This window comes from Hydrogenophaga sp., assembly GCF_028698005.1.
GTDB lineage: Bacteria > Pseudomonadota > Gammaproteobacteria > Burkholderiales > Burkholderiaceae_C > Hydrogenophaga.
On sequence record NZ_JAQVEJ010000159.1, the window covers coordinates 1 to 6615 of the forward strand.

Consider the following 6615-nt stretch of genomic DNA (forward strand, 5'->3'; position numbering starts at 1 on the left):
TGCGTTGGGATCCGGTGCGCACGCAGATGTCTGCACTGGCGCGGGCCGTTGGTGACGCTGGCTACCGCGTGCTGCCGATGCAGCAGGCGCTGTCTATCAGTGAACGTCTGAAGGAAACCCGGCAGGCTCTGTGGCGCCTGTTCGTGGCAGGCTTTTGCATGATGCAGGTCATGATGTACACATGGCCCATGTACGTCGCCGAACCGGGCGAGATGTCCTCCGACATCGTGCAACTGTTGCGCTGGGCCAGTTGGGTGTTGACCGTGCCCGTGGTCACGTTTTCCAGCAGTCCTTTCTTCCAGAGCGCTTGGCGTGACCTGAAGCGGGGCCGCATCGGCATGGATACGCCGGTGTCCATCGGCATTCTGGTGACGTTCCTCGTCAGCTCGGCCGCCACCTTCGATCCCAGCGGACCCTGGGGCGAGGAGGTCTGGTTCGACTCCGTGACCATGTTCGTGTTTTTCCTGCTGGGTGGGCGCTATCTCGAGTTCAAGGCGCGCGACCGCACCGCAGGCGCGCTTGATGCACTGATGAATCGGCTGCCCGAAGTGTGCGAACGCCGGCGTGACGATGGCACATACGAAACCCTGTCGGTGCGGCGGCTGGTCGTGGGCGATGTCGTGCGGGTGCAAGCCGGGCAGGCGTTTCCCGGCGACGGCGTGCTGCAAAGCGAATCCGCCACGGTGGACGAGGCGCTGCTGACCGGCGAGTCGCACCCCCTGACACGCCGGCGTGGCGAGGCCGTGGTGGCTGGCAGTTTCAACCTTGCGGGGCCGGCGCAGGTACGCATCGAGAAGCTCGGTCGCGACACCCGTTTTGCCCAGATCGTGGATCTGATGGAAAAGGCGTCGACCGACAAGCCGCGACTGGCCGTTCTGGCGGATCGCATTGCTGCCCCGTTTCTGGTGGTGGTGGTGTTCGGGGCATTGCTGGCAGCAGCATACTGGTGGCAGGTGGACCACAGCAAGGCGCTGGCCGTGGCCGTGGCCGTGCTTATCGTGACCTGTCCCTGCGCGCTGTCGCTCGCGACACCCGCGGCCATGCTGGCATCGGCCGGGGCGCTTGCCCGTCGCGGCGTACTGGTCCGCCGCTTGCAGGCGTTCGAAACCCTGTCGACGATCGATGCCGTGGTGTTCGACAAGACCGGAACACTGACCGAAGACCGTCTGGTGCTGCGGCAGGTGCGGGTGCGCGAGGGCGTCACCCGGGCCGAAGCGCTGCAGGTGGCCGCCGCACTGGCCCAGGGGTCGCTGCACCCGGTTTCGCGCGCCTTGGCCCGCGCCGCCCAAGACGAGGGCCTGACGCCGGCGGTGGTCCGGGGAGATGTTCGCGAGGCGGCGGGCAAGGGCATGGAGGCCTTTGTGGGTGCCTATGGTCGGGTTCGCCTGGGCGCCGCCGCATGGGTGGACGCACCGGAGGCGGTCCCGTCGGCCGACGGTGGCCCCGAAGCCCATCTGGCCGACGACGCGGGCTGGCTGGCCAGCTTCGAATTGGCCGAAGGTCTGCGCGAAGATGCGGCGGCCGTGGTGCAGGCGTTGAAGGCAGCGGGCATCCGGACCTGGCTGCTTTCCGGTGACCGGGATGCCGCAGCACGCCAGGTGGCGCAGGCGGTGGGTATCGACGAGGTGGTGGCCGGTGCCTCGCCCGAGCAGAAGCTGGCCGAGGTCGAGCGATTGCAAGGCCTGGGCCGGCGGCTGGCCATGGTGGGCGATGGTCTCAACGACGGACCTGTGCTGGCCCGTGCCGACACTTCGTTCGCGCTCGGTCACGCAGCCGCGCTGGCACAGACGCGCTCCGACTATGTGATCCAGGGTGGGCGACTGATGGACGTCGCCGACACCTTGGTGCAGGCCAAGGACACGATGAAGATCGTGCGCCAGAATCTCACTTGGGCCGCTATCTACAATGCCGTCAGCATCCCCTTGGCGATGATCGGCTGGATGCCGCCCTGGCTGGCTGGTCTGGGTATGGCGCTCAGTTCTTTCCTGGTGATTGCCAATGCCACCCGATTGGCACGCAGGCCACCGGTGCAGTCGCCTGCCTGATTTCGCAAACCGCATCATTGCAAGGCCATTCCATGGACATCCTTTATCTCTTGGTGCCGTTATCGGTCGTCTTGGTGTTCATCGTCCTCGGTATTTTCTGGTGGGCCTTGCAGTCGGGCCAGTTTGATAACGTCGAGCGTGAGGGAGAGCGGGTTCTCAGAAGCGATTGACCTACGTCAATGCGACTGAGTAAGGCAATTGACACACTCTGATCAGTGTTATTCCACGAGGAGTTTCTATATGTCCGCAACAACAAGGACCGGCCAGCCGGCGGTCTACAACGACAGCGTGGTCCGCTGGTTCGCCATCGCTTCCGTGATATACGGGGTGGTGGGGATGCTGGTGGGCGTGATCATCGCGGCCCAGTTGACCTGGCCCGAGCTCAACCTGGGTATCGAGTGGCTCACCTATGGCCGCTTGCGACCCTTGCATACCAACGCGGTGATCTTTGCCTTCGGTGGCAGCGCGCTGTTCGCCACCAGCTACTACGTGGTCCAAAGGACATGTCACACCCGCCTGTTTGCCAACGGGCTGGCCTGGTTCACCCTCATTGGCTGGAACGTGGTCATTGTCAGTGCAGTGATTGCCTTGCCTATGGGGATAACGCAGAGCAAGGAGTACGCTGAACTGCCCTGGCTTGTCGACCTGCTCATCGCCGTGGTGTGGGTGGCCTACGCCATCGTGTTTTTCGGCACCATCGGTATCCGCAAGGTGCGCCACATTTATGTGGCCAACTGGTTCTTTGGCGCCTACATCATCGCCATTGCCTTGCTGCACATCTTCAACAATATCCAGATTCCCACAAGCCTGTGGCATTCCTACTCGGCCTACGCTGGTGTACAGGATGCCATGGTTCAATGGTGGTACGGACACAATGCCGTGGGCTTCTTCCTGACGGCCGCCTTCCTGGGCATGATGTACTACTTCATTCCCAAGCAGGCCGAGCGCCCGGTGTACTCATATCGGCTGTCGATCGTGCACTTCTGGGCACTGATCTTCACGTACATGTGGGCCGGTCCGCACCATCTGCACTACACCGCGCTGCCTGATTGGGCGCAATCGGTCGGCATGGTGTTCTCGCTGATCCTGCTGGCCCCGAGCTGGGGGGGCATGATCAACGGCATCATGACGCTCTCGGGTGCTTGGCACAAGCTGCGTGACGACCCCATCCTGCGCTTCCTGATCGTGTCGCTGTCGTTCTACGGCATGTCCACTTTCGAGGGCCCGATGATGTCCATCAAGACCGTCAACGCCCTGAGCCACTACACGGACTGGACCGTCGGGCACGTGCACTCCGGCGCCCTGGGCTGGGTGGGTCTGGTGTCGATGGGTTCGCTGTACTACCTGATTCCGCGCCTGTTCGGCCAGAAGAAGATGTACTCCGTGCCGGCCATCGAACTGCATTTCTGGATCGCGACCATCGGTATCGTGCTGTACATCGCCGCCATGTGGATTGCCGGTGTGATGCAGGGCCTGATGTGGCGCTCGGTCAACCCGGATGGCAGCCTGACCTATACCTTCGTCGAGTCGGTCAAAGCCACGTTCCCGTTCTATGTGATCCGTCTGGTTGGTGGTCTGCTCTACCTCACCGGCATGCTCGTGATGCTGTGGAATACGGTCATGACCGCTCGTCAAGGGCGTGCCGTCGATGGTCCCGTGATTGCCGTCAACCCTGCCCACGCCTGATCAGGAGTACAACAACATGGCAAGCAATGAAAAGCCGAGCGGCCACGCCCGGATCGAAACCAACAACTTCCTGATGATCGTCCTCATCACCCTGGTGGTGGCGGTGGGCGGTCTGGTGGAAATCGTGCCGCTGTTCTTCCAGAAGTCGACCACCCAGCCGATCGAGGGTCTCAAGCCCTATACCGCGCTGCAACTGGCAGGCCGTGACATCTACGTCAAGGAAGGCTGCTACAACTGTCACTCGCAGATGATCCGACCCTTCCAGGCCGAGACGCTGCGCTATGGTCCGTACTCCGTGGCCGGCGAGTTCGTGTATGACCGCCCGTTCCAGTGGGGTTCCAAGCGCACCGGTCCCGATCTGCACCGTGTGGGAGGCCGTTATTCGGATGAATGGCACCGCGTGCACCTGAACAACCCGCGTGACGTGGTTCCCGAGTCCAACATGCCGGCCTATCCGTGGTTGGCCGAGAAGCAGGTCAACGCCCAGGTCATGCCGAAGCGCATGGAAGTGCTGCGCATGCTGGGTGCTCCCTATACCGACGAAGAGATCGCCAACTCGGTGGAGGAGGTTCAGGGCAAGACGGAAGTGGAAGCGCTGATCGCGTACCTCCAGGTTCTGGGCACTGCCCGCAGCGCGGCCACCGTGGCCCAGTCCCAGTGAGAGGTCTGCCATGGACATCAACGACCTTCGCAGCATCGTCACCACGATCAGCTTGCTGACCTTTGTGGGCATCGTGTTCTGGGCATGGTCCAGGCGCAACAAGGCCGATTTCGACGAGGCAGCCCTGCTGCCTTTCCACGAAGACTGAGCAGCCCCACGAAACGAGAACCATCATGAGCGATTTCACCAGCGATTTCTGGCATTACTATGTCGGTGGCATCACCCTGGTCAGCATCATCGCCTGTGCGATCCTGCTGTGGATCAGCAGCACGACCAAGGCGGCCACTCATGCCGACAACACCACCGGCCACGTCTGGGACGTAGATCTGAAGGAAATGAACAACCCGCTGCCCAAGTGGTGGGTGTACCTGTTCATCATCACCGTGGTCTTTGCCTTGGTATACGGGGCCCTCTATCCGATGTTCGGACGCTTCCAGGGTGTTCTGGGCTGGACTTCCCAAGGTCAACACGCGGCCGAGGTCAAGAAGGTCGAGGAGGCCATTGCACCGGTCTATGCCAAGTTCAGCGGTATGACGGCTGAGCAAATGGCGGCCGATCCCGAGGCCATGGCCATCGGCGAGCGTTTGTTCATGAACTACTGCGCCCAGTGCCACGGCTCTGACGCACGCGGTTCCAAGTCTTTTCCGAACCTGACGGACGGTGACTGGCTGGGGGGGACGGGCCACGAATACATCAAGACCACCATCGCCAATGGCCGCACGGGTGTGATGACGCCCATGGCCGAAGTCTTGGGCTCGGCCGAGGATGTGCGCAATGTGGCTCACTATGTGCTGAGTCTGTCGGGCAGTCCGCATGACTCGGTGCGCGCCGCCCAGGGGCAATCGAAGTTCGCGGCCTGTGCGGCGTGCCACGGTCCCGATGGCAAGGGCATGCAGGTCATGGGTGCCCCCAACCTGACCGATGGTATTTGGCTCCATGGCTGGGGTGAGGACGCTATCATCCGAGCCATCAACAACGGCTTCACCAATACCATGCCGCCGCAATCGGCGCTGCTCAACGAGGCGCAGATCAATGTGCTGTCCTCGTATGTCTGGGGCTTGTCGAACAAGTCCGGAACCACCCAGCAGTGATATGACCTACAGGACGACTGGCCGAAGTCCGGCCAGTCGTCCGATCCAGGATTTCCCGTGACCCAGCCAGCCTCCGAAGCCAGTCAACCCAGAAGCGCGTCCCAAGCAGCCGGCACGCACAAAAACGTCCCAGCCGATGACGAGGTGATGGTGTCCTTGTACACCTCACAAAAGAAGATCCAGGCCAGGTCTGTGACCGGATTCTTCAACAACTGGCGTTGGATCATGGTGTGGGTCACGCAATTGGTGTTCTATGGCCTTCCATGGCTGCAGTGGAACGCCCGACAAGCGGTGCTCTTCGATCTTGAAGCGCGCCGCTTCTACATTTTCGGCCTTGTGCTGTACCCGCAGGATTTCATCTACCTGACGGGTCTGCTGGTGATCTCGGCCCTGGCGCTGTTCCTGTTCACTGCCGTCGCCGGGCGTTTGTGGTGTGGCTATGCGTGTCCGCAAACGGTCTACACCGAGATCTTCATGTGGATCGAGAAGGTTGTCGAGGGCGACCGCTCGGCCCGTTTGCGCCTGGACAAGGCACCGTTGTCGCCAGCCAAGTTCAGCAAACGCGGTCTCAAACACTTGCTGTGGATCGTGTTCTCGTTGTGGACCGGGTTCACCTTTGTTGGCTACTTCACACCCATCCGCGAGCTGGCGCTTCTCAGCACTGCGCTGTCGCTGGGACCATGGCAGACCTTCTGGATCTTTTTCTACGGATTTGCCACCTACGGCAACGCTGGCTGGATGCGCGAGCAGGTGTGCAAGTACATGTGCCCTTATGCGCGCTTTCAGAGCGCCATGTTCGACAAGGACACGATGATCGTGACCTATGACAGTGCCCGCGGTGAGCCGCGTGGTGCGCGCTCGAAGAAGGCCGATTACAAGGCCTTGGGGCTCGGCTCCTGCGTCGATTGCACGCTGTGTGTGCAGGTCTGCCCGACGGGCATCGATATCCGCAACGGCCTGCAGTACGAATGCATTGGTTGCGGCGCCTGCATTGATGTGTGCGATGAGGTCATGGACAAGGTCGGCTATCCGCGCGGTCTCATCAAATACTCGACGGAAAACGGCATGGCACATGGATGGAGTCGCCAAGCCATGATCCGTCGTGCTTTCCGTCCGCGGGTGTTGGTCTATT

General features: G+C 61.7%; 7 protein-coding genes. All 7 read left to right on the top strand.

Annotation, left to right across the window (positions count from 1 at the left end; genetic code table 11):
* A partial coding sequence (locus PHQ87_RS13310) for a heavy metal translocating P-type ATPase (RefSeq protein WP_300235230.1) occupies positions 1-2045 on the top strand: 2045 nt, incomplete at its 5' end.
* Between the two features lie 32 nt (positions 2046-2077).
* A complete protein-coding gene (gene ccoS / locus PHQ87_RS13315; RefSeq protein ID WP_300235233.1) occupies positions 2078-2215 on the top strand; it encodes a cbb3-type cytochrome oxidase assembly protein CcoS in 138 nt (45 codons plus the stop codon).
* A gap of 70 nt (positions 2216-2285) precedes the next feature.
* Positions 2286-3731, top strand: coding sequence for a cytochrome-c oxidase, cbb3-type subunit I (gene ccoN / locus PHQ87_RS13320; RefSeq protein WP_300235236.1), 1446 nt, complete (start codon positions 2286-2288; stop codon positions 3729-3731).
* A gap of 16 nt (positions 3732-3747) precedes the next feature.
* Positions 3748-4392, top strand: coding sequence for a cytochrome-c oxidase, cbb3-type subunit II (ccoO, locus tag PHQ87_RS13325; protein WP_300235239.1), 645 nt, complete (start codon positions 3748-3750; stop codon positions 4390-4392).
* Between the two features lie 10 nt (positions 4393-4402).
* The gene (locus PHQ87_RS13330) at positions 4403-4540 is read left to right on the top strand and encodes a cbb3-type cytochrome c oxidase subunit 3 (protein ID WP_300235242.1); all 138 of its coding nucleotides are present in this window, start codon (positions 4403-4405) and stop codon (positions 4538-4540) included.
* Positions 4541-4565: 25 nt separating this feature from the next.
* Entirely contained in the window at positions 4566-5483 is a 918-nt protein-coding gene (gene ccoP, locus PHQ87_RS13335; protein WP_300235245.1) for a cytochrome-c oxidase, cbb3-type subunit III, read from the top strand.
* A 147-nt stretch (positions 5484-5630) separates the two neighbouring features.
* On the top strand, positions 5631-6615 hold a 985-nt coding region (gene ccoG, locus PHQ87_RS13340), incomplete at its 3' end, for a cytochrome c oxidase accessory protein CcoG (RefSeq protein WP_300235248.1).

Excerpts from the sequence above, each read along its gene's own strand:
- ccoO (WP_300235239.1), top strand. The coding sequence starts at position 3,748 with ATGGCAAGCAATGAAAAGCCGAGCGGCCACGCCCGGATCGAAACCAAC.
- ccoS (WP_300235233.1), top strand. The coding sequence starts at position 2,078 with ATGGACATCCTTTATCTCTTGGTGCCGTTATCGGTCGTCTTGGTGTTC.
- ccoP (WP_300235245.1), top strand. The coding sequence starts at position 4,566 with ATGAGCGATTTCACCAGCGATTTCTGGCATTACTATGTCGGTGGCATC.
- PHQ87_RS13330 (WP_300235242.1), top strand. The coding sequence starts at position 4,403 with ATGGACATCAACGACCTTCGCAGCATCGTCACCACGATCAGCTTGCTG.
- ccoN (WP_300235236.1), top strand. The coding sequence starts at position 2,286 with ATGTCCGCAACAACAAGGACCGGCCAGCCGGCGGTCTACAACGACAGC.